General features: G+C 73.9%; 17 protein-coding genes and 1 riboswitch. Of the genes, 6 read left to right on the top strand and 11 right to left on the bottom strand.

The features are described from left to right. Positions 1 to 9: 9 nt before the first annotated feature. The 7 genes from AB0I41_RS24630 to AB0I41_RS24600 all read right to left on the bottom strand — a co-directional run bounded on the left by AB0I41_RS24630 (position 10) and on the right by AB0I41_RS24600 (position 6,333). Positions 10 to 795 carry a hypothetical protein gene (locus AB0I41_RS24630; protein ID WP_357111901.1) on the bottom strand — a complete coding sequence of 262 codons (786 nt, stop codon included), beginning with the start codon at positions 793 to 795 and terminating at the stop codon, positions 10 to 12. 23 nt (positions 796 to 818) lie between these two features. Continuing rightward, complete coding sequence (locus AB0I41_RS24625; RefSeq protein WP_357111898.1) at positions 819 to 1,679, bottom strand: PspA/IM30 family protein; 861 nt, start codon at positions 1,677 to 1,679, stop codon at positions 819 to 821. Positions 1,680 to 1,876: 197 nt separating this feature from the next. Then, positions 1,877 to 2,323 (bottom strand): helix-turn-helix transcriptional regulator, encoded by a 447-nt coding sequence (locus AB0I41_RS24620; RefSeq protein ID WP_357111895.1) that lies wholly within the window; start codon positions 2,321 to 2,323, stop codon positions 1,877 to 1,879. A gap of 161 nt (positions 2,324 to 2,484) precedes the next feature. Further along, on the bottom strand, positions 2,485 to 3,048 hold the full coding sequence (locus AB0I41_RS24615) for a CinA family protein (RefSeq protein ID WP_357111892.1): 564 nt from the start codon (positions 3,046 to 3,048) through the stop codon (positions 2,485 to 2,487). Positions 3,049 to 3,170: 122 nt separating this feature from the next. Further along, a complete protein-coding gene (gene pgsA / locus AB0I41_RS24610; protein ID WP_357111889.1) occupies positions 3,171 to 3,758 on the bottom strand; it encodes a CDP-diacylglycerol--glycerol-3-phosphate 3-phosphatidyltransferase in 588 nt (195 codons plus the stop codon). Positions 3,759 to 3,835: 77 nt separating this feature from the next. After that, complete coding sequence (gene rimO / locus AB0I41_RS24605) at positions 3,836 to 5,335, bottom strand: 30S ribosomal protein S12 methylthiotransferase RimO (protein ID WP_357111886.1); 1,500 nt, start codon at positions 5,333 to 5,335, stop codon at positions 3,836 to 3,838. A gap of 74 nt (positions 5,336 to 5,409) precedes the next feature. Further along, complete coding sequence (locus tag AB0I41_RS24600; RefSeq protein WP_357111883.1) at positions 5,410 to 6,333, bottom strand: ornithine cyclodeaminase family protein; 924 nt, start codon at positions 6,331 to 6,333, stop codon at positions 5,410 to 5,412. 91 nt (positions 6,334 to 6,424) lie between these two features. Further along, positions 6,425 to 6,487, top strand: a riboswitch (guanidine-III (ykkC-III) riboswitch). A gap of 60 nt (positions 6,488 to 6,547) precedes the next feature. Between AB0I41_RS24600 and AB0I41_RS24595 the strand changes: the two genes are divergently transcribed. Beyond that, entirely contained in the window at positions 6,548 to 6,862 is a 315-nt protein-coding gene (locus AB0I41_RS24595; RefSeq protein WP_357111880.1) for an SMR family transporter, read from the top strand. Between the two features lie 62 nt (positions 6,863 to 6,924). On the opposite strand, the gene AB0I41_RS24590 is transcribed toward AB0I41_RS24595, so the two are convergent. Next, the gene (locus AB0I41_RS24590; protein ID WP_357111877.1) at positions 6,925 to 9,384 is read right to left on the bottom strand and encodes a DNA translocase FtsK 4TM domain-containing protein; all 2,460 of its coding nucleotides are present in this window, start codon (positions 9,382 to 9,384) and stop codon (positions 6,925 to 6,927) included. A gap of 114 nt (positions 9,385 to 9,498) precedes the next feature. Here AB0I41_RS24590 and AB0I41_RS24585 point away from each other — a divergent pair, with 114 nt between their 5' ends. From AB0I41_RS24585 to AB0I41_RS24575, 3 genes are all read left to right on the top strand, one after another. After that, complete coding sequence (locus tag AB0I41_RS24585) at positions 9,499 to 9,978, top strand: YbjN domain-containing protein (RefSeq protein WP_357111874.1); 480 nt, start codon at positions 9,499 to 9,501, stop codon at positions 9,976 to 9,978. A gap of 80 nt (positions 9,979 to 10,058) precedes the next feature. Beyond that, the gene (locus tag AB0I41_RS24580) at positions 10,059 to 11,579 is read left to right on the top strand and encodes a YbjN domain-containing protein (protein ID WP_357111998.1); all 1,521 of its coding nucleotides are present in this window, start codon (positions 10,059 to 10,061) and stop codon (positions 11,577 to 11,579) included. 66 nt (positions 11,580 to 11,645) lie between these two features. Then, on the top strand, positions 11,646 to 12,476 hold the full coding sequence (locus tag AB0I41_RS24575) for an isocitrate lyase/phosphoenolpyruvate mutase family protein (protein ID WP_357111871.1): 831 nt from the start codon (positions 11,646 to 11,648) through the stop codon (positions 12,474 to 12,476). A 266-nt stretch (positions 12,477 to 12,742) separates the two neighbouring features. On the opposite strand, the gene AB0I41_RS24570 is transcribed toward AB0I41_RS24575, so the two are convergent. The 3 genes from AB0I41_RS24570 to AB0I41_RS24560 form a co-directional block, all read right to left on the bottom strand. Beyond that, positions 12,743 to 13,249, bottom strand: coding sequence for a hypothetical protein (locus AB0I41_RS24570; protein ID WP_357111868.1), 507 nt, complete (start codon positions 13,247 to 13,249; stop codon positions 12,743 to 12,745). 358 nt (positions 13,250 to 13,607) lie between these two features. After that, on the bottom strand, positions 13,608 to 14,330 hold the full coding sequence (locus tag AB0I41_RS24565; protein WP_357111864.1) for a response regulator transcription factor: 723 nt from the start codon (positions 14,328 to 14,330) through the stop codon (positions 13,608 to 13,610). Next, positions 14,327 to 15,208, bottom strand: coding sequence for a histidine kinase (locus AB0I41_RS24560; protein ID WP_357111862.1), 882 nt, complete (start codon positions 15,206 to 15,208; stop codon positions 14,327 to 14,329). The genes AB0I41_RS24565 and AB0I41_RS24560 overlap by 4 nt, the downstream gene beginning before the upstream one ends. A 77-nt stretch (positions 15,209 to 15,285) precedes the next feature. Between AB0I41_RS24560 and AB0I41_RS24555 the strand changes: the two genes are divergently transcribed. Together AB0I41_RS24555 and AB0I41_RS24550 are read left to right on the top strand one after the other, a co-directional pair. After that, positions 15,286 to 15,978, top strand: a complete 693-nt coding sequence (locus AB0I41_RS24555; protein ID WP_357111859.1) for an ABC transporter ATP-binding protein — start codon at positions 15,286 to 15,288, stop codon at positions 15,976 to 15,978. Beyond that, a complete protein-coding gene (locus AB0I41_RS24550) occupies positions 15,975 to 18,344 on the top strand; it encodes an ABC transporter permease (RefSeq protein ID WP_357111856.1) in 2,370 nt (789 codons plus the stop codon). Before AB0I41_RS24555 ends, AB0I41_RS24550 begins: the two co-directional genes overlap by 4 nt. Positions 18,345 to 18,719: the final 375 nt, after the last annotated feature.

Below are 18,719 nucleotides of genomic sequence, written 5' to 3'. Positions count from 1 at the left end.
GTGGGGCGGTCAGCGGGTGGGGGCGCGCAGCGGGTCGCCGACGGCACGCAGCTCGGCCAGCGCCGAGGCCACGCCGTGCAGCAGATCGGTCGCCTCGGTCAGCCGGGAGGCGGCCGGGTGCTCGGTGCTGGGGCGGGCGTCCTCGGCAACGTAGCCGGCCGCCGCGACCACCAGCCCCTCGTACGCGGCCACCCCGCTGTCGAGCTGGCCGACCAGCGTATGGTGCGCCTCGGCGAGCGGGGACCGGGCCTCGGGCGGGGCCAGCTTGAGGGCGCGTTCCACGCTGGCCACCCGGCCGGCCAGGTCACGCAGCGAGCGGTCGGCGGCGGCGGCCTCCAGCACCGCCGGCTCGGCCAGCCCGGCCAGTCGGGGCGCCATCCCGGCCAGGGTGAGCGCCGCCTTGTCCAGCCGGGCCCACGCCTCGGCGGCGGTGGTGCCGCGCAGCGCCAACCGGGAGCGGACCCGGCGCACCTCGGCCAGCACGCCGGGGCCGACGGGGAGGCGCTCCACGGCGGCGACCAGCCGGGCCCGGGACCGGGCGGCGGCCTCGGCCGGGTCGAGGGCGGGCGGTGCGGGCCGGGCCGCGAGGGCCCGCAGGTCGATCCAGCGCCAGGCGGCCAGCGCCACCGCGCTGCCCGCCGCGCCGGCCCAGGCCGCGTCGGGCAGCCCGAGCCCCGCGTACGGGGTCAGCACGGCTGTCGCGCCGCCGAGCCCGCCGGCCAGGACGCTCCACCGTCGGGCGGAACGCCGCAACCGGCGCAGCCGACGGAAGTGTCGCGCTCGCTCGTCCGCCACCCGTACCTCCTCGTGCCGTCCGCTCAGCCGGCGGCGGTGGTGTCCCCCGTGCCACGGTCGCGGGTCATGCTCGCCCGGATCTCGTCGAGCCGGGCGGCGGCGGCCGGGTCGGCCGGCTGGGTCTGCTGCTGCACGGCCGGTCGTTCCTGCTTGCCGAGCTGGTCACCGGCCATGCTCGCGCGGATCTGCTCCAGCCGAGAGGAGCCGGCGCTGTCCAGCGCCGACTTCTGGATCTCCAGCATCCGCCCCTCGACGGAGTTGCCGGCCAGTTCGGCCCGGCCCATCGCGTTGGCGTAGCGGCGCTCGATGCGGTCACGCACCTCGTCCAGGGAGGGGGTGTTGCCGGGGGCGGTGACCGCGGACATCGACTCCAGCGAGCGGGCCACGCTCTCCTGCATCTTGGCCTGCTCCAGCTGGCTGAGCAGCTTGGTGCGCTCGGCGAGCTTCTGCTGGAGGATCATCGAGTTGTTCTCGACCGCGCGCCGGGCCTGGGCGGCCGCGCCGAGCGCCTGGTCGTGCAGGGTCTTCAGGTCCTCGGTGGCCTGCTCCGCGGAGACCAGCTGGGTGGCCAGCACCTGGGCGGTCTGCTCGTAGCGGCCGGCCTCGGTCTCGTCGCCCCGGGCGCGGGCCTGGTCGGCGAGGACCAGCGCCTGCCGGGCGTTGGCCTGGTGGCGTTCGACCTCGGACATCTGCCGGGAGAGCTTCATCTCCAGCTGGCGCTGGTTGCCGATCACCGCGGCCGCCTGCTGGACCAGCGCCTGGTGCTGGCGCTGCGCCTCCTCGATGGCCTGCTGGATCTGCACCTTCGGATCGGCGTGCTCGTCGATCTTGGCACCGAAGAGCGCCATAAGGTAGTGCCAGCCCTTGACGAACGGGTTCGCCATCTCCGCGGTATCCCCTCAGTAGCGTCGCTGCGCCTCGACCGGAACGGACCGGCCGACCCGGCGGCCGCGCGGTGTCCTCACATCGTGGCAGCCGGATGCCAGTCGGGCATCGGTACCGCGGGAGTGCGCCGTACGGCCTGCGATCAACCCTACGCGGCGGGCGCGAGCGCGGCCATGCGGTGCGGACGGCGGGGGTGTCAGGCGGCGCAGACCACGTCCCGCTCGGCGGGACGGACCCGGGTGCTGCGCAGGGTGGCCTTCAGCGGCGACTCCTGGCGGACCGAGACGGCCACCTTGCCGTCCGAGGTGACCTGGCGGACGCCCCGGTTGGTGGGCTTGCGCACGGCCACCGGGGCCGGCGTGGGCTCGGCCGGCTCGTCCTGCATCGGCACCAGCACCCCCGGCAGCTGCTCGGCGAGGGCGACCGTGTCGCTGACCTCACGCAGCAGCTCGGACAGGCGAGCGCCGAGGGCGTCGCAGATCGCGGCCAGCAGCTCGCTGGAAGGCTCCTTCTGGCCGCGCTCGATCTCGGACAGGTAGCCGAGGCTGACGTTGGCGGCGGTCGAGACCTCACGCAGGGTGCGATGCTGACCCTGTCGGCGCGCCCGCAGTGCGTCGCCGATCACGCGGCGTAGCAGAACCATCGCACCTCCCCCTGACGGGAATCCCTGTCGCCCGGGCACTCCCCCGCGCCGGACGCGGTTCCCCGCGCCGCCGCCGGCGTCGCGCGCCGGAGCCTTCCCGCAACCGTACCCGTTGCCCGCCCCGGCGACATCCCACCCCGCCCGTCAAATCCGATCACCCGTCACCGCCGGCCGGCCGGGCTGGCGGCGACGCCCTCGTCCACGCCGGCGCCGGTCGGGTCGCCCGCGGCCTGGATCTGCTCGGCCAGCAGCCGCAGCGCCTCGATCACCGCGGCGGCCCGGATGTGGTCCCGGCCACCGTCCAGGTCGAGCCGGCGGACGGTCGTGCCGGCGGGTCCGGCCGCCGCGAGGTAGACCAGCCCGACCGGCTTGCCGTCCTGCGGCTCCGGCCCGGCCACGCCGGTGGTGGCCAGTCCCCAGTCGGCCTCGCAGCGCCGCCGCCCGCCCTCGGCGAGCGCCCGCGCCACGTCGGGGTCGACCGGCCCGCGCTCCGCCAGCAGTTCCGCCGGTACGCCGGCCAGCTCCGACTTCAGCTCGGTCGCGTACGTCACCAGGCCACCCCGGTAGACCCCGCTGACCCCGGCGATCTCCACGATCGACGCGGAGAGCAGCCCGCCGGTGAGGGATTCGACGGTGGCCAGCGTCTCGTGCCGCTCGTGCAGGCTGTGCACCACGGCCGCCGCCGGGCTCCCGACGGGCCGCTCGTTCTTCGCATCCGTATCCATTCCCCGCTTCCCTTCCCCGCGTGCCGCGCCCTACCCATCCTCCGCCCCGGGGCGTCGATCATGGAGCTGTTGCGGTGACATCGCCGGCGCGTCGCCGGCAACCGCGCGCCCGGAGGGTCCGGTCAGCGGCTGGGGCGGCGGAGGCGGAGAGCCTGGGCGACGTAGTCGAAGCCGGTGAACACCGTCACCACCACGGCGGCGGCCATGATCCACGGGCCGACGGCGGCGAGCGCGGCCGGCATCGGCCAGAGGTACCAGGTGATGGCGAGGATCTGGAGCGCCGTCTTGATCTTGCCGCCCCGGCTGGCCGCGATCACCCCGTGCCGGATCACCCAGAAGCGCAGCGCGGTGATGCCCAGCTCCCGGACCAGGATCACCGCGGTCACCCACCAGGGCAGCCGGTCGTACCAGGAGAGCAGCACCAGGGCGGCGCCGGTGAGCGCCTTGTCGGCGATCGGGTCGGCGACCTTGCCGACCGAGGTGACCAGCTCGAACCGGCGGGCGATCCAGCCGTCGACCAGGTCGGTCGCCGAGGCGACCACGAAGATCAGGCAGGCGGCCAACTGCCAGCGGGGGTGGGTCGTCCCCGAGACGATCACCGACACCGCGAAGACCGGCACCAGCACCAGCCGCAGCGCGGTCAGCGCGTTGGCCGCGTTGAGCACCGGCACCCGGGCGACCACCGGTGCCGACTCCGTCGTACCGGTCACGGCCGCACCCTGCTCCGGCCGCCGTGGCGTACCTGGCACCGCACCACGTGGCACCCCCGCTTCCTCCGGGCCCGCCGTCACCGTTCCGCGCCGGGCGCCGCCGAGATCATCTCATCCGGCACGGCGACCAGGTCGACACCCTCGGTCGCGGTGACCGTCGCGCGGACCAGGTCGCCGGGACGCAGCGCGGCCAGGTCGACCCCGCCGCCGACCGGCGCGACCAGCGTGGTCGAGCCGTCGACCTCGGGGGCCTGATGGGCCGCCCGCCCCTCGACCACGCCGTCGTCGACCGAGTCGACCAGCACCTCGACGGTCGACCCGAGCCGCTCCTCGGCCCGCTGCGAGCAGAGCTCGTCGGCGAGCGCGCTGAGCTTGTCGTACCGGCGCTTGACGGTGGCGGCGGAGACCTTGCCGGGCAGCCCCGCGGCCTCGGTGCCGTCCTCGTCGCTGTAGTCGAACACGCCGATCGCGTCGAGCCGCGCCGCGGTCAGGAACCGGACCAGCTCGGCGACGTCGGCGCGGGTCTCGCCGGGGAAGCCGACGATGAAGTTGCTCCGCGCGCCGGCCTCCGGCGACAGGGCGCGGGCGCCCGCCAGCAGCTCCAGGAACCGGTCGGTGGAACCGAACCGGCGCATCCGGCGCAGCACCGACTCGCTGGAGTGCTGGAACGACAGGTCGAAGTAGGGCGCCACGCCGGGCGTGGTGGCGATCGCCTCGACCAGGCCGGGCCGGGTCTCGGCGGGCTGGAGGTAGCTCGCCCGCACCCGGACGATGCCGTCGATCGCGGCCAGCTGCGGCAGCAGCTTCTCCAGCGCCCGGGGGTCGCCCAGGTCCTTGCCGTACGAGGTGGAGTTCTCGCTGACCAGCACCAGCTCGCGGACGCCGGTCTTGGCCAGCCACTCCGCCTCGGCCAGCAGCTCGTCGGGCGTACGCGAGACGAAGGCGCCCCGGAAGGCGGGGATGGCGCAGAACGCGCAGCGCCGGTCGCAGCCGCTGGCCAGCTTGAGCGAGGCGACCGGGCCGGTGTCGAGCCGGCGACGCAGCACCTGACGCAGGTGGGCCGGGGTGTGCTCGTCGGTCTCCGCCGCGACCCGGGTCGGGGTGCCGTGCCCGGGCAGCGACACCGCCGCCTCGCGCCGCTTGACCGGGGTGAGCGGCAGCAGTTCGCGCCGGTCGCGCGGGGTGTGCGCGTCGACCGCCTCGCCGGCGACGACCGCGTTCAGCCGGGCGGAGATCTCCGGGTAGTCGTCGAAGCTGAGCACCGCCTGCGCCTCGGGGAGGCTGTCGGCCAGCTCACGCCCGTACCGCTCGGCCATGCAGCCGGCCGCGACCACCTTGGCGCCGGTGTCGGCGGCGGCGAGCAGGGTCTGGATGGAGTCCTGCTTGGCCTTCTCCACGAAGCCGCAGGTGTTCACGACCACCACGTCGGCGCCCTCGCCGTCGGTGGTGACCTGCCAGCCGTCGGCGTGCAGCCGGGCGGCCAGCTCCTCCGAGTCGACCTCGTTGCGGGCACAGCCCAGCGTCAGCAGGGCGACGCGGCGGCCGTCGGGGGCGGCAGGGGAGGTGGCAGACACCATCCGAGGGTACCGGGCGGCGGAGCGGGAGCCGGCAACGGCGGGCCACGGCATCGGCCGGCTCACACCCCGGCCGGTCAGACCGCCGCCGCGCCGAGGAGCACCAGCCGGTCGAGGAGGAAGACCTCCGTGCCGGCCAGACCGGTCGAGCAGAAGACGGAGACCTGGTCCGCGCCGGTCCGGCCCCGGACCGCCCCGGCCAGCACCGCGCCCAGGTCACGCAGCCGCCCCGCGTACGGCTCGACGGCGGCGAGCATCGGCGGGGAGTACGCGGCCGCCTGGGCCGGCGAGTCGGTGACCAGCACGTCGGCCGCGTCCAGCAGGTCGGTGCCGAACTCGTGCCGGTCGGCCTGCTTGAAGCCGACGGTGTTGACGTGGGTGCCCGGGGCGAGGTCGGCGGCGTCGAGCACCGGAGTCGTGCTGGTGGTGGCGAGCACCACCACGTCCCGGTCCCGCACCGCCGCCCGGGCCTGGTCCACCGCCCGGGCCGGCACGCCCAGCTCGGCCTGGACCCGGGCGGCGAACGCCTCCCGGCGGGCGGCCGAGCGGCTGTGCACGGCCACCTCGCGCAGCGGGCGCACCGCGGCGGTGGCCCAGACCTGCGTCCAGGCCTGCCGGCCGGAGCCGATCACCCCGAGGGTGGCCGCGTCCGGGCGCGCCAGGGCGTCCACCGCGACCCCGCCGAGCCCCCCGGTACGCCGGGAGCCCAACTCCTCGCCGACCGCGACCGCCCGCACCGCCCCGGTACGCGCGTCGTGCAGGACCACCAGCTGCTCGGACTCCGGCAGCCCGAAGGTGTCGTACGAGCGGAAGCCGTACCACTCGCCGGTGAGGTGGCCGGCGGTGAGCACCATCCGGCCGCCGCCCAGCGGGGCGGCCGCCCGGGGCGGGGCGACGAGCCGGCCGGCGTGGGCGGCCAGCAGCGCGTCCCGCATCGCGGCGACGGTCGCGGGCGCGTCCAGGGCGGCGGCGACCTCCCGGTCGGTGACAAGCATGGCCATGCCCCCAGCCTTCAACCTGAAGTTGACTTCAGCTCAACCGATGGTGGGGGAGATCACCCTCGACGGTTCCCCGCCCCTGTTAGCGTCGGCAGTGGTGGCCTCGGCTGCCCCGGACGAGTGGTGGGCGTACCCGGTGAGGAAAAGACGCCCCGCGACCGCAACCGACTCGTCCCCGGCCCGGTGGTCCGGGGCCCGCTCCTCCGAGGTGACATCCATGGCCTGGTTCGTGCTGGTGGTATCCGGACTGCTGGAGACCGCGTGGGCGGTCGCGCTCGACCGCAGCGCCGGCTTCAGCCGACCCCTCCCCTCAGTCGTCTTCGTGGTGACCCTGGTGCTCAGCATGCTCGGGCTGGGGTACGCGCTGCGCGAGATCCCGGTCGGCACCGGCTACGCGGTCTGGGTCGGCATCGGCGTGGTGGGCACCGCCCTGGTCGGGATGGTGGCGCTCGGCGAGTCGGCCAGCCTCCCCCGGATCGGCTGCCTGCTGCTGGTGGTCGCCGGCGTGGTCGGCCTCAAACTATTCCACTGACCTGCCCCGGCGCCGCGTCCCGTGGCCCCGGCCCGGTTCCCCGGCCGCCGAGGCCGGACCGGTCAGTCCTCGCCGCCGCGCAGGCCGACCAGGACCTCCTCCAGCTCGTCCGGCTTGACCAGCACGTCGCGGGCCTTGGAACCCTCGGACGGGCCGACCACGCCCCGGGTCTCCATCAGGTCCATCAGCCGGCCCGCCTTGGCGAAGCCGACCCGCAGCTTGCGCTGGAGCATCGAGGTCGAGCCGAACTGCGAGGTGACCACCAGCTCGACCGCCTGCACCAGCAGGTCCAGGTCGTCGCCGATGTCCTCGTCGATCTTCTTCCTGCTGTCCTGCGCGGGGGCCAGCACGTCCGGGCGGAACTCCGGCTCGCGCTGGCCCTTGCAGAACTTGACCACGTCGGCGATCTCGCGCTCGGTCACCCAGGCGCCCTGGATCCGCACCGGCTTGGAGGCGCCCATCGGCAGGAAGAGTCCGTCGCCGCGGCCGAGCAGCTTCTCCGCGCCCGGCTGGTCGAGGATGACCCGCGAGTCGGCCAGCGAGGAGGTGGCGAACGCCAGCCGGGACGGCACGTTCGCCTTGATCAGGCCGGTGACCACGTCGACCGAGGGACGCTGGGTGGCCAGCACCAGGTGGATGCCGGCCGCGCGGGCCAGTTGGGTGATCCGGACGACGGAGTCCTCCACGTCGCGCGGGGCGACCATCATCAGGTCGGCCAGCTCGTCCACGATCACCAGCAGGTACGGGTACGGGCGCATCTCCCGCTCGCTGCCCGGCGGGGCCTTGATCTCCCCGTTGCGCACCTTGCGGTTGAAGTCGTCGATGTGCCGGACCCCGTTGGCGGCGAGGTCGTCGTAGCGCATGTCCATCTCGCGGACCACCCACTCCAGCGAGTCGGCCGCCTTCTTCGCGTTGGTCACGATCGGCGTGACCAGGTGCGGGATGCCCTCGTACCCGGTCATCTCGACCCGCTTCGGGTCGATCAGCAGCAGCCGCACCTCGTCCGGGGTGGCCCGGGTCAGGATCGAGACGAGCAGGGTGTTGAGGCAGCTCGATTTGCCGGCGCCGGTGGCCCCGGCGATCAGGATGTGCGGCATCTTGGCGAGATTGGCCACCACGTAGCCGCCCTCGATGTCCTTGCCGAGCGCCACCACCATCGGGTGGTGGTCGCTGGTGGCGACCCGGGAGCGCAGCACGTCACCGAGGGCGACGTTCTCCGGGTCGGTGTTCGGGATCTCCACGCCGACCGCGCTCTTGCCCGGGATCGGGCTGAGGATCCGCACGTCCGGCGACTTCACCGCGTACGCGATGTTGCGGGAGAGCTGGGTGATCCGCTCGACCTTGACCCCGTGCCCGAGCTCGACCTCGTAGCGGGTGACCGTCGGGCCACGGGTGAAGCCGGTGACCGCGGCGTCCACGTCGAACTGCTCGAAGACGCCGGTCAGCGCCGCGATCACCTCGTCGTTGGCCTTGCTCCGAGTCTTCGGCGCGGCGCCGCCGCTGAGCATGTTCGCCGGCGGCAGCGTGTAGTCGCCGGCCAGCCCGGTGAGCGCGAGCTGCTCGGCCCGGGTGGGCACCGGCGAGTGCTCCGGCGGCTCGACCGGCTTGCGGGTGGCGGGCACCTTCGCCGGGGACTTGCGGGGCAGCACGATGGTGTCCTGCAGGTCGACACCGTCGTAGTCGCCGTCGAAGTCGTTCGGGTCGATCGGCGACGGCGCGGTCCGCCTGGCCGGGCGGCGGCGGGCCGGCTTCGCCGGGGTCTCCTCCTCCGCCTCCGGGTCGGCCGGCGGGGCGACCAGCGTGCCGGCGAGCAGGCCCAGCCGCTCGGGGATCTTGTTGATCGGGGTCGCGGTGACCACCAGCAGGCCGAAGACGAGCAGCAGGATGAGCAGCGGCACCGCCACCCAGGCGGTGACCGCCGCCGCCAGCACGTCGCCGACCCCGGCGCCGATCAACCCGCCGGCGTAGTCGCGCTGCCCCGGGCCGACCGGATCCTGTCCGATGTGCAGCATCGCCGCCGTGGCGATCAGCATGGAGCCCCAGCCCACCAGGCCGCGGCCGCGGTGTTCCGGGTCGGCCGGCGTACGCATCAGCCGCCAGGCGCCGATCATCAGCAGCACCGGCACCACGATCGCGATCGCGCCGAGGAAGAGCCGCACGGTGTCGGCGAGCCGGGCCCCGAGCGGGCCGGCGCCGGCGAACCAGATCCCCACCCCGCTGAGGATGGCCAGGCCGAACAGGAGCAGCCCGGCGCCGTCGCGGCGGTGCTCCGGGTCGAGGTCACGGGCGGAGGCGGCCTGCCGGCCGGCGGCCCGGACCGCCCAGCCCACGCCGTGCGCCAACCCCATCCACAGTGCGCCGACCGCGCGTCCGACGTAGACCGCCGGGCCGGGCCGGGCCGCCGGCCGCCGCCGGGCGGTCGCCTTGGTGGCCTTCTTCGCCGGCTGGCGGGCACGACTGTTAGTGGTACCGCGCGGCGACGCGCCGCGTCGCCGGCTCGCCTGAGAGGTACGGCCCGCCATACAGTCACCGTAACGGCGTGACCCGGGAGATCGCCGCTTTTCCGGGTCGTGTCCGCGCGTCGCAGCACGGACCACGCCCACAGACGTGTTATTCGCCTCAGGAAGGGATGCCCGATGGCGTCGCCTGCTTTCGAGGACGGTCCGGACGACCCCCTGGCCGGGCACCCGCAGGCCCTGCGGCCGTTGACCGGCGAGCTGATCGCCGCCGTGCTCGGCACCCGGGGGTACGCGTTCTCCGCCGACGCCGACGGCGACCTGGTCGGCCGCTGGGACGACAACCTCATCTGGTTCCTACGCCCCGGCGAGGCCGGAGAGCTGCTCCAGGTCCGCACCATGGCCGCGCCGACCTTCGGCATCGAGTACGTCCCGACGCTCTACGCCTTCTGCAACTCCTGGAACCACGACCGGCTCTGGCCCAAGGCGTTCGTGCACGTCGACGACGAGGGGGTGGCCCGGGTCTGCGGCGAGGTGATCACCGACCTGGAACGGGGGGTCACCCCGCACCAGCTCGATCAGCTCATCGACTGCGGCATCTCCACCGGCTGCCAACTGGCCGCCGCCGTCGCCCAGCTTCCCGGCGGGACGACCCGGTGACCGGCCGGGGCGAGCCGGTCGGGCGGGGACTGGCCGCCCGCGTACCGGAGCTGGTCGCGGCGCTGGTCGACGCCCGGGACATGCCCGACGGCGAGGCCCGCTTCGCCGAGCTGGACCGGATCGCCGCCCGCGCCGACGCGCTGGGCGACGCGCACTCCGGCCTGGACGCCCGGTTCGCGCTGGTCGAGGCGTACCTGCTGCACGGGGAGCGGTGGCGGCTGGCCGAGCCGGTGCGGCGCTGCCTGGCCGCCGTCGACCGGGCCCCCGGGCTGCTGGCGGAGCGCCCCGGTGACGCCGAGCTGCTGCGCCGGCACCAGCGGTACGCGGTCGAGGCGGCGATCGGCACCCCGCGGGTCGGCCTCGACCAGGCCCGCGCCCTCCTCGACGACCTGGCCCGGCGGGCCGGCGAGCGGACCGGGCTCGTCGCCCAGCTGCGCTGCCGGCTCGCCGACCACCTCGGCGACGAGCCGACCGCCCGCCGCCGGTACGACGACTGGGCCGCCGCCGAACCCGACCCGACCGCCGGCTGCCCCGGCTGCCTGCCCGCCCGGCGGGCGGAACTGCTCGCCGGGTGGGGCGACGACACGGCGGCGCTGGCGACGTTGCGTCCCGTTCTCGACGGCGCGGTGGACTGCACCGACTCGCCGGAGCGGGCCCTGGCCGTGGCGCTGCTGCCCTGGCTGCGCACCGGGGAGGCGGAGCGGGCCGGGCAGGCGCACCTGCGGGCGTACCCGCGGCACCGGCGGGAGCGGGGCGCCTTCCCGTACCTCGCCGCGCACCTGCGCTTCTGCTCGCTGGCCGGGCACCCCGCCCGGGGGCTGGACATCCTCGCCGAGCAGCTGCCCCGGCTGGACCACCCGTACGACGACCTGTCCGCGATGGAGTTCGCCGCCGCCGGGGCGCTGGTCTGCGCCCTCGCCGCCGAGGCGGGGCTGGCCGGGCGGCGGGTGCACCGACCGGCGCACGGCAGCCGGCCGGTGGCCGAGCTGGACGTGGAGACGCTCGGCACCGATCTGCTGACGCTGGCCACCGGGCTGGCCGGCAGCTTCGACGCGCGTAACGGCACCGGGCACCAGTCCGGCCGGATCGCCTCCTGGCTGGCGGAGCGGCCCGTCGCCACGCCGGTGCCGCTGCCGGACGAGGAGGCCGGCGACCCGGCGGCGGAGCCGACGCCGTTCGCCCCGGCGGCCGACGAGCTGGCCCCGTTGAGCCTGTCGATGATCATCGCCGTGCTGGACCGCCGGGGCGACGTCTACGCCGTGGACGACGGCGGGATCGTGGTCGGGCGCTGGAACGAGGCGGTGATCCAGTTCCGGCAGGTCGGGCAGCGCGGCGAGATCCTGCACGCCCGGGTGGTGGCGGCCCGGCGGCTGCCGGCGGGGCGGCTGACCGAGGCGTACGAGTTCTGCAACGCCTGGAACCACGACCGGCTGCTGCCGAAGGCGTACGTGCACGACCTGGGCGAGGGCGAGCTGGTGCTGGCCGGCGACGTCACCACCGACCTGGAGCACGGGGTGGCCCCGGCGCAGCTGGGCGTCCTGGTCGACGCGGCGGTCGCCACCGGCGTCGCGTACGCGGACGCGGTCGCCGCGCTGCCCTGACCGGGCCCCGGCGGTGAGGTCCGATAGCCGCCGGACGTGGGCCGCCGACCCTGGTGGACTTGCCGCATGACGACGCCACCACAGCAGCGGGCCGCCCGCCTGCGCGCCCTGCACCAGCCCGGCTCCCCGCTCGTCCTGCCCAACGCCTGGGACGTCGCCACCGCCCGCCTGGTCGAGGAGTGCGGCGCGGCGGCGGTGGCCACCACCAGCGCCGGCATCGCCTGGTCGCTGGGCGCCGCCGACGGCGGAGCGCTGGACCGGCAGCGGGCGCTCACCCCGCTCGCCCGGATCGCCGCGGCCGTGACGGTGCCTGTCACCGCCGACGTCGAGGACGGCTACGCCCCCGACCCCGACGGGGTCGCCCGGACCGTGACCGAGGTGCTGGCCGCCGGGGCGGTCGGCATCAACATCGAGGACGCCACCCCGGACGACCCGACCGCGCTGCGTCCCACGGCCGAGCAGTGCGCCCGGATCGCCGCCGCCCGCCGCGCCGCCGACGCCGCCGGGGTGGCGCTCTTCGTCAACGCCCGGATCGACACCTACCTGCGGGCGGTCGGCAGCCCGGCGCAACGGCGGACGGACACCCTGCGTCGGGCCGACGCGTTCCTGGCCGCCGGGGCGGACGGCATCTTCGTGCCGGGAGTCGTCGACGTCGCGACGATCGCCGCGCTGGTGGCCGGCGTGGACGGGCCGCTGAACGTGCTCGCCGGCCCGGGCGCCCCCACCGTGACCGCCCTGGCCGAGCTGGGCGTGGCCCGGGTCAGCCTCGGCTCGTCGCTCGCGGAGGCCGCGTACGGACTGGTCCGGCGGGCCGCCACCGAGGCGCTGGGCGGCGGGACGTACACGGCCCTGGTGCCCGCCGCGTCGTACGGCGAGTTGAACACGCTGCTGCGCTGAGCGCGGACGCGGAGCGACCCCCGACCACCGAGCGGTGGTGGTCGGGGGCCGCGGTGGGGGTCGGCTCGTCGAGAAGGCCAGGGTGTACCGCGAGGAACCAGCGGCCGTCGGGCTCCGCCTGGGAGCGGCGGTGGCCGGCGGGGCGATCGGGGCGGCGGTGGCCGGCGGGGCATACCCGGACACGACGACGCCGGTCCACCGCGGACGGTGGACCGGCGTGCGGAGCCGGTGGTCAGACCTCGACGACCGTCGGGACGATCATCGGATCAGTAACCAGATTCTCCGCCAGCGGCCAGCCGTGCGGCTGCCTCGGCGGGCGTGTCGTCGTAGCCCGGCCGGGCCAGGAGTACCGATTGGAAGAAGTGGCCCTGCTCCTCATCCGGGTCGTCGTCCGCCGCGAACGGCCGCCACAGCGCCAGGTACAGGTCCCGCGCGGTAAAACCGTCGTCATCCTCATTCGGAGCGAGATCGACGTGGCAACGCAGCCGCTCCACGACCTCCAGCGCGGGCAGCCCAAAGACATCGACGTCGCGGAACCGCACCACGTCCCGCTCGTGTGGACGCCACACCTCGATCGCGTTGACCCTGTCCCGGGCCGGCCCAACTCCGAAACCCACACTGAAGCCGAGCCCGCTTGGCAGGTGCTGCGCCAGCTCACCGAAGGCCGTTGGCGTCAGCGGCCCGAGCGTCTCGAGCGCCGCTCGCGCCTCTTCGGCAGTCATCCCGAGCCGCAGCGGGCCGATCCCGTGCGGCGGATCGAGCACGAACTCCATCCGTAGATCATCGCAGCCACTCATCCGCATAGAAATCCAGACGGCCCGAGTGAGCCCGTCGTTGTCGCAGTGTCCTCTTCTGCCGCCGACCGGGCGTGCTGACCGGCAGCGCGCCTGTAGGCCATGTTCGGCACGGTCGGGATCTGGGCGCGTCCGATCGTGCCGAGTACAGGACACTCGCTGGACGACTTGTCCGAGAGAAGTAGCTGAAATCCTTGTGGGAGGCGAGCAGCCCCGGCTGGCGAAGAACGCGCGCCGGTCGGGCGACCAGTGGCTGGGGCTGTTCCAGGCCGACAGGCCCGCCGATAGCGACCGTTTCGGGCCATCGATCACGCCGTCGCACATGCGTGGGGTGCGATCAGGTGTCGCCGGGCGTGACGAGGCCGGTCTCGTAGGCCAGGACGACCGCCTGCGCACGGTCGCGGAGGGCGAGTTTGGCGAAGATCCGCGCCACGTGGGTCTTGACCGTCGCCTCGCTCAGGGTCAGCGCCTGGGCCAGTTCGGTGTTGGAGAGACCGCGGCTGAGGAGCGTCAGCACTTCCAGTTCGCGCGGCGTCAGCGCGGCGAGATCCCGGTGGATGGCGGGGGTCGGTCCGTCGCCGGCCGATTGGTCCGCGCTGGCGAAGCGCTGGACGAGCCGCCGGGTTATCGAGGGCGCGAGGAGGGCGTCGCCGGTGTCGACGAGGCGCACGGCGGCGGCGAGGTGGTCGGCGGTGACGTCCTTGAGAAGGAATCCGCTCGCGCCGAGCGCCAAAGCACCGTAGACGTACCGGTCGAGGTCGAAGGTGGTGAGCATGAGCACCCGGCAGCGGGGGCTGTGGTCCAGGATGCGTCGGGTTGCCTCGAGCCCGTCCATCGTCGGCATGCGGATGTCCATGAGCACGACGTCGGGGCGCAGCCGCCGCTCGGCCGCCACCGCCTCGGCGCCGTCGGCGGCCTCGCCGACCACGTCGATGCCGCGGGCGGTGAGGATCAGCCGGAAGCCGGTACGGATCAGCTCCTGGTCGTCGGCGATGAGCACGCGGGGGGATGCCGGCGGCGTGGACCCGGGCGGTCTGGCAGGGTCGGGCTGAGCCTTCATGGGTGCTCCACCGGGATGCGGGCGCGGACCCGGTACCCGCCGCCGAGCCGCCGGCGGGCGTCGAGATCGCCACCGTAGACCGCAACGCGCTGTCGCAGCCCCAGCAATCCCCGCCCGGCGCCGTCTCCGCCGCGCGGTGCAGGCTGGTCGCCCGTCAGCACGCTGGGACCCCTGGTGAGCACCTCCACCCGCAGCGAGTGCCCGGCGTAGCGGATCGTCACCTCCGCCTTCCCTCCGGTGCCGTGCTTCAGCGCGTTCGTCAGTGCCTCCTGCACGATTCGGTACGCGGTGACGTCGATCCCGGACGGCAGCGGCCGGGGCTCACCGGAGATCCGCACCTCTACCGGCAGGCCGGCGAACGCGATTCGGTCGATCAACGGGCTGAGCCTGCTCAGGCTGGGCTGCGGCGTCAGGTCGGCCCCGTCCGTGCCATCGTCGCCGTCCGCCGCGGGCGCCAGCAGGCCGAGCAGGTGCCGCAGCTCGGTCATCGTGGTCCGTCCGGCGCCCTCCACTGCCGACAGCGCCGTTGCGGCCTCGTCGGGCATGGCCGCGAGTACCTCGCGTGCGGCACAGGCCTGCACGATCATGAGGCTCACGTTGTGGCTGACGATGTCGTGCAGCTCCCGGGCGATGCGGGCACGCTCGGCGTCGACTGCGGTACGGGTCGCGCTCTCCCGCTCCCGTTCAAGGAGCCAGCCCCGCTCCTCCAGCGCCCGACGGTGCTCGCGCCGGGCCCGGACGAGTGCGACACCGAGCCATACCGCGGTCGCGCAGGCGGCGACGAGCGCGCCGACCAGCCACACCGCCCCCAATCCCACCCAGGAATTTTCGCAGACCCGGACCGGCGCCACATCATCCCCGGTGTCCAGCCGGTACATCCCTGGGATGACAGCCCCGGCTGGTTTACATCCCGGGACCGACGACTGGGCGCTACCCGCGGCCATAGCGTGCTGCCATGACCACTGACACCTGCGTCGTGCGGCTGGACAACGTCCGCAAAAAGTACGGCGACACGACCGCCCTGGACGGCGTGTCGCTCGAGATCCGCACCGGTGAGGCGGTGGCGGTGATGGGCCCGTCGGGCTGCGGCAAGTCCACCATGCTGAACATGATCGCCGGGTTGGACCGGCCGACATCAGGGTCGGTGCACGTCCACGACGAGGAACTGGGCAGGCTGAACGAAACGAAGCTGGCGCTGTTCCGGCGGCACCGGATCGGCATGATCTTCCAGTTCTTCAACCTGCTCGACGACCTACCGGCGATAGACAACGTGGCGCTCGCCGCCCAGCTGACCGGTACCAAGGCAGGCCCGGCACGCAAGCGGGCCATGGAACTGCTCGACGAACTCGGCATCGCCGACCGGCGCAACGCGTTTCCGGCGACCCTCAGCGGCGGCGAGCGCCAGCGCGTCGCGGTGGCCCGGGCCCTCATGAACCGCCCGGCACTGCTGCTCGCCGACGAGCCGACCGGCGCCCTGGACAGCCGCTCCGGCGAGCAGGTGATGGACCTGCTGCTGGACCTCAACCAGATCGGGCAGACCCTGCTCATCGTCACCCACGACGAGCGGCTCGCGACGCGGTGCGCCAGCCGCGTGGTCGAACTGGCCGACGGGCGGATCACCCGCGAACGCAGTCTGGAACGCGCATGAGTGCCGTGTGGCGGGCCTCGCGGGCCGCGGTCCGGCGACGCCGGGTGCAGACGTTCGTCATCGGCCTGGTCGTCCTGCTCTCCACCACGACGATCGTCGTGGCGCTGGCGCTGCTCGAGGCGTCCTCGGCGCCGTTCGACCGCGCCTTCGCCAGGCAGCAGGGCCCACACGCGATCGCCCTGTACGACCCGGCCAAGGTCACGGATGCGCAGCTCACCGGCCAGCGAACCGGCGTGACGGCCGCGGCGGGACCGTTCGGGCAGATCACACTCGACCTCACCGACGGCGGCGGGCCGGGCCCACAGGGTCCGCTGACCGTCGTGGGCCGCGCCGACCCGGGCGGCTCGGTGGACCGCCTCAACCTCTGGCAGGGGCGCTGGCCCACGGCCCCCGGCGAGGTCGTCCTCAACCAGCCCCAACCCGGCGCAGACTCGAGGGGATTTCCGCCGGACAGCGGAGAGGTGACCCTCGGCGGCAAGCGGTACACCGTTGTCGGCCGGGCCCACAGTCTCAGCCAGACCGCCGACGCCTGGGTGTCACCGGAACAGATGACCGCGCTGCACCCCACGTCGGCCCAGATGCTCTACCGGTTCAGCGGTGACGTGTCCACGAAGGCCGCGGTCCAGGCCGACCTGGCCGCCGTCGCGGCCGGCCTGCCAGCGGGCGCGCTGATCGCCGCGCAGCCGTACCTCGTCGTCAAGGAGAAGGTCGCCTCGGACATCGGCGTGTACGTGCCGTTCCTCGCCACGTTCGGCATGCTCGGACTGATCGTCGCGGTCGTCATCGTGGGCAACGTGGTGAGCGGCGCGGTCGTCTCCAGCTTCCGGCACATCGGGATCCTCAAGGCGCTCGGATTCACACCGCGCCAGGTTGTCGCCGTCTACCTCGTCATGGTGTCGGTACCCGCCCTCATCGGCTGTGTCCTTGGCACCGTCGCCGGCACCCTCGCCGCCCAGCCGCTGCTGAGCGACGGGTTCGAGGGCCTCGGGCTCGACGTCGGCATCAACGTCGGCGTCTGGATCTGGGTCGCCGGGCTGGTCGGCGTCCCGGCACTCGTCGCCCTGGCGGCGTTCGTGCCCGCCGTCCGGGCACACCGACTGTCAGCCGCCGAGGCGATCAGCGCCGGCAGCTCCCCACGGACCGGGCACGGGACGCGGATCCAGCGCCGGCTCGCCGGTGTCCAGCTGTCGCGTCCGGTCACCCTCGGGCTGGGCCTACCGTTCGCGCGACCGGGCCGGACCGCCTTCACCATCGTGGCCGTCCTGCTCGGCGTGACCACCGTGACGTTCGCGACCGGGCTGGCCGACACGCTGACCCGGATCTCCACGATCGAAGACCGGGCCTCGGGACAGATCGGGGTCCGGCCGTCCGACGGCCGGACGCGGATCGCCCCCGAAGGTCAGCTGCCGCCCACGGGGCCGCAGGCCACCACCACTCGGACCGACGCCCAGGTCGAGCAGCTGCTGCGCGGGCTGCCGGACGTCGCTCGGGTCACCCCCGTCTTCAAACTGCCGGTCCCCACCATTGGGCAGACCCAGCCGCTGACCGTCAACTTCGTCCGCGGTGACTTCTCGTCCATGGGCTACCAGGACGAGCTCACCGCCGGACGCTGGATGACGCGGGTGGACGAGACAGTCGTGCCGTCGGAACTCATGCGTGAGCGCGGACTGAACGTCGGGGACAAGCTCACCCTGGAGCTCGGCGGACGGCGGACGGTGCTGACCGTGATCGGCGAGACGATGGACGGCGCGCCCGGACCGCCCGGCATGTTCGTGGACTGGCGCGTCCTCACCGACCTCGCGCCGGACCGCGCCGTCAAACCACACGAGGTTTACTACCAGGTCCAGCTCAAGCGTGGCGGCGATGTCGCGGCGTACGTCGCCGCGGTCAAGGCGGCCGACCCGGCGATCGACGCGTGGGACACCTCCCAACTCAGCGACTTCGCGGTGACCGTGATCGGCTTCTCATCGGTGCTCTCGCTACTGCTGTCCACCGTCGCGGCCCTCGGCGTCTTCAACACGGTCGTACTCAACGTCCGGGAACGCCGCCGCGACCTCGGCATGCTCAAGTCGATCGGGATGACGCCACGCCAGGTCGTCACGATGGTGCTGACGTCGATGGCCGTCGTCGGCGCGGCCGGCGGTGTGCTCGGCATCCCCCTGGGGATCGTCGCGCACCGGTACATCGTGCCGACCGCCGCCGACGCGGCCCGGATTGCCATCCCACACTCGGTGCTGGAGGTGTGGCAGGCGTCGACGCTCGCGCTCATGGCCCTCGCCGGCGTCGTGATCGCGCTCCTCGGTGCACTGGTCCCGGCCCGCGGCGCGGCCCGGCTCACGATCGCCAAGGTGCTCCACAACGAGTGAGCCGTCGACTCGGGGCCTCCGGACGCGATACCGCAGGCCCCGAGCCGACAGGGTCGAGAGCAGGCAGTGCACTCTTCTAACGGGTTCTGTCAGCCTGCTGGTGCAGGATGGCTCCGGTAGCGGCTGGCGAGTCAGCACTCCACTCTTCAGGCCCTTGAGGTCTTGCGGCAGACCGTGCGCCCGCTGGTCGTGAGGAGGCCGGACAGCCGGGAATCTGCCTGGTCGGCTTCGCCGCCGAGGTTGGCGTGGCTCGGCCTGCCTCGCCGCAAGACAGTCACTCCTAACTTGATCTTTAACCTCCGACGGTCCTTTGGGGACCCTGACTGGTCACGGAAACAGCCCTTGGTCGATGATCTTCTTGTCTAGGGAAGAGCA

Origin of the sequence: Micromonospora sp. NPDC050200, assembly GCF_040656135.1 — a bacterium.
In the GTDB taxonomy this organism is placed as follows: Bacteria; Actinomycetota; Actinomycetes; order Mycobacteriales; family Micromonosporaceae; genus Micromonospora.
This window is presented reverse-complemented; position numbering and strand designations above follow the sequence as displayed.

Excerpts from the sequence above, each read along its gene's own strand:
- AB0I41_RS24585 (WP_357111874.1), top strand. The coding sequence starts at position 9,499 with ATGGCGTCGCCTGCTTTCGAGGACGGTCCGGACGACCCCCTGGCCGGG.
- AB0I41_RS24620 (WP_357111895.1), bottom strand. The coding sequence starts at position 2,323 with ATGGTTCTGCTACGCCGCGTGATCGGCGACGCACTGCGGGCGCGCCGA.
- AB0I41_RS24625 (WP_357111898.1), bottom strand. The coding sequence starts at position 1,679 with ATGGCGAACCCGTTCGTCAAGGGCTGGCACTACCTTATGGCGCTCTTC.
- AB0I41_RS24615 (WP_357111892.1), bottom strand. The coding sequence starts at position 3,048 with ATGGATACGGATGCGAAGAACGAGCGGCCCGTCGGGAGCCCGGCGGCG.
- AB0I41_RS24560 (WP_357111862.1), bottom strand. The coding sequence starts at position 15,208 with ATGTACCGGCTGGACACCGGGGATGATGTGGCGCCGGTCCGGGTCTGC.
- AB0I41_RS24600 (WP_357111883.1), bottom strand. The coding sequence starts at position 6,333 with ATGGCCATGCTTGTCACCGACCGGGAGGTCGCCGCCGCCCTGGACGCG.
- AB0I41_RS24555 (WP_357111859.1), top strand. The coding sequence starts at position 15,286 with ATGACCACTGACACCTGCGTCGTGCGGCTGGACAACGTCCGCAAAAAG.
- AB0I41_RS24595 (WP_357111880.1), top strand. The coding sequence starts at position 6,548 with ATGGCCTGGTTCGTGCTGGTGGTATCCGGACTGCTGGAGACCGCGTGG.
- AB0I41_RS24590 (WP_357111877.1), bottom strand. The coding sequence starts at position 9,384 with ATGGCGGGCCGTACCTCTCAGGCGAGCCGGCGACGCGGCGCGTCGCCG.
- AB0I41_RS24575 (WP_357111871.1), top strand. The coding sequence starts at position 11,646 with ATGACGACGCCACCACAGCAGCGGGCCGCCCGCCTGCGCGCCCTGCAC.
- rimO (WP_357111886.1), bottom strand. The coding sequence starts at position 5,335 with ATGGTGTCTGCCACCTCCCCTGCCGCCCCCGACGGCCGCCGCGTCGCC.
- AB0I41_RS24550 (WP_357111856.1), top strand. The coding sequence starts at position 15,975 with ATGAGTGCCGTGTGGCGGGCCTCGCGGGCCGCGGTCCGGCGACGCCGG.
- AB0I41_RS24565 (WP_357111864.1), bottom strand. The coding sequence starts at position 14,330 with ATGAAGGCTCAGCCCGACCCTGCCAGACCGCCCGGGTCCACGCCGCCG.
- AB0I41_RS24570 (WP_357111868.1), bottom strand. The coding sequence starts at position 13,249 with ATGGAGTTCGTGCTCGATCCGCCGCACGGGATCGGCCCGCTGCGGCTC.
- AB0I41_RS24580 (WP_357111998.1), top strand. The coding sequence starts at position 10,059 with ATGCCCGACGGCGAGGCCCGCTTCGCCGAGCTGGACCGGATCGCCGCC.